The sequence below is a fragment of the Streptomyces capoamus genome, from assembly GCF_014654935.1.
In the GTDB taxonomy this organism is placed as follows: Bacteria; Actinomycetota; Actinomycetes; order Streptomycetales; family Streptomycetaceae; genus Streptomyces; species Streptomyces capoamus.
The window spans coordinates 29,228-31,540 of the sequence record NZ_BNBF01000021.1; the positions used below are offsets into that span (position 1 = coordinate 29,228).

The window sequence follows — 2,313 nt, forward strand, 5'->3', positions numbered from 1 at the left end:
GCCGGCACGGTGGCACGGGCGGCGGACGGCCCGAGCCTCGCCTACGTGGTCAACACCCGCACCGACCACCGCACGATCGAGTCCGTGCAGCGGGAGATAGCCCGCAACGGCGGTACGGTCGTGGCCGCTTACGACCGGATCGGCGTCATCGTCGTCCACTCCGCGAACCCGGACTTCGGCGCGCGGATGCGCGCGGTGCGCGGGGTCGACTCGGCGGGCGCCACCCGTACCGCGCCGCTCAGCGCGGCGGGCACGACGGACGAGGGCGCGGCGCAGGTGCTGTCCCGGGCGGAGCGGGCGCGGCTCGCGGCGGGCGCGGCGGCGGGCGAGGAACCGCTGGAGGCGGACCAGTGGGACCTGCGCGCCATCGGGGCCGACCGGGCGGCGCAGATCAACCCCGGCAGCCGGAACGTGACGGTGGGTGTCATCGACACGGGCGTCGACGACACCCACCCGGACATCGCCCCGAACTTCTCCGCGTCCCAGTCGGCGAGCTGTGTGAGCGGCAAGGCGGACACGACGTACGGCGCGTGGCGGCCGGCGGACGCCGACCACTACCACGGCACGCACGTGGCCGGTGAGATAGCCGCCGCCCGCAACGGCATAGGCGTCGCCGGGGTGGCGCCGGGCGTGAAGGTCGCGAGCATCACGGTGGCGCAGCCCGACGCGACCTCGCTGTTCTATCCGGAGAGCGTGGTGTGCGCGTTCGTGTTCGCCGCGGACCACGGCATCGAGATCACCAACAACAGCTACTACGTCGATCCGTGGCTGTACAACTGCATGGACGACCCCGATCAACGCGCCATCGTCGACGCGGTCAACAGGGCCCAGCTGTACGCCCAGCGCAAGGGCACGCTCAACGTCGCCTCGGCCGGCAACTCCAATCACGACCTGGACGCCGACGCGATCGTGGACGAATCCAGCCCCGACGACTCCACCGCGCAGACCCGCACCATCGACCCGCACGAGTGCTTCGACGTGCCGACCCAGCTGCCCGGCGTGGTGACCGTGAGCGCCGTGGGCGTGAAGGGCACCAAGTCGTACTACTCCAGCTACGGCCAGGGCGTCGTCGACGTCGCGGGCCCGGGCGGCGACAAGTACCAGATCCCGGACACCCCGTCGAAGAACGGGCGCATCCTGTCCACCATGCCGAACAACCAGTACGGCTTCCTGCAGGGCACGTCGATGGCCTCGCCGCACGTGGCCGCGGTGGCCGCGCTGCTGAAGTCGGCGCACCCGTACGCCACCCCGGCGCAGCTGCGGGCGCTACTGAAGGCCGAGGCGGACAATCCGGGCTGCCCGGCCGAGCCGTACGACGGGAACGGCGACGGGGTCGTGGACGCGACCTGTGTCGGCGGCAAGCGGGTGAACGGTTTCTACGGGTTCGGCGTGGTCAACGCGCTGCGCGCGGTGCGCTAGGCAGCCGGATTCGAGGGACCGGTCCCTGCAGCATTGATTCAATCAATACTGCATAGTGAAGTAATGACAGCAATCAAGGATGGATGGGAGGCCGTGGGCGGAGACCCCGCCGCGGTCCGGCGCGTGTCGGCCGTCGTGCGCCCGGGGGTGCTCGGCGCACGGCTGCCCGTCCGCGAGCTGGCCCGCGCGTGCGTGGCGACGTGCGCGCTGGCCGCCGCCGAGCTGGGGGCGCGACGGGCCGGCCTCGCCGAGGTGCCGGCGGTCACCGTGGACGATGGCGCGGTGTCCGCCGCCTTCCGTAGCGAGCGGCTCCTGCGGGTCGACGGCCGGACGCCGGACGCCTTCGCACCGCTGTCGCGGTTCTGGCGCACGGCCGACGGCTGGGTGCGCACCCACGCCAACTACCCGCACCACCGGGCCCGGTTGCTCGGCGCGCTGGACCTGCCGGCGGACGCCTCCGCGGACGAGGTCGCCGGCCGGCTCGCCGAGCGCTCCGCGCTGCGGACCGAGGAGGCCGTCCAGGGCGCCGGCGGCCTCGCGGTGGCCCTGCGCACGCCGCAGGAGTGGCGGGCGCACCCGCAGGCCGCCGAGGTGGCCGCCCGGCCGCTGGTGGAACGCGCGCGGCTCGACGACGCCCCCGCGCGCGGGGCGGCGCCCCTGGACCGGGCCGCCGCTCCCCTGCTGCCCGCCGCCGGCCTGCGGGTGCTGGACCTGACCCGGGTGCTGGCGGGTCCGGTCGCCACCCGCACCCTGGCCCTGCTGGGCGCGGACGTCCTGCGGGTCGACGCGCCCTGGCTGCCGGAACTGCCGGACCAGCAGGCCGACACGGGCTTCGGCAAGCGGTCCGCCACGCTCGACCTGGCCGCCGGCCGCGCCACCCTCGAAGAGCTGCTG

General features: G+C 74.1%; 2 protein-coding genes. Both read left to right on the forward strand.

The window, feature by feature from the left end; translation table 11 throughout:
* On the forward strand, positions 1-1,419 hold a 1,419-nt coding region (locus IE312_RS28280), incomplete at its 5' end, for a S8 family peptidase (protein WP_229900524.1).
* Between the two features lie 63 nt (positions 1,420-1,482).
* The coding region (locus IE312_RS42150; RefSeq protein WP_229900525.1) for a CoA transferase at positions 1,483-2,313 on the forward strand (831 nt) is incomplete at its 3' end.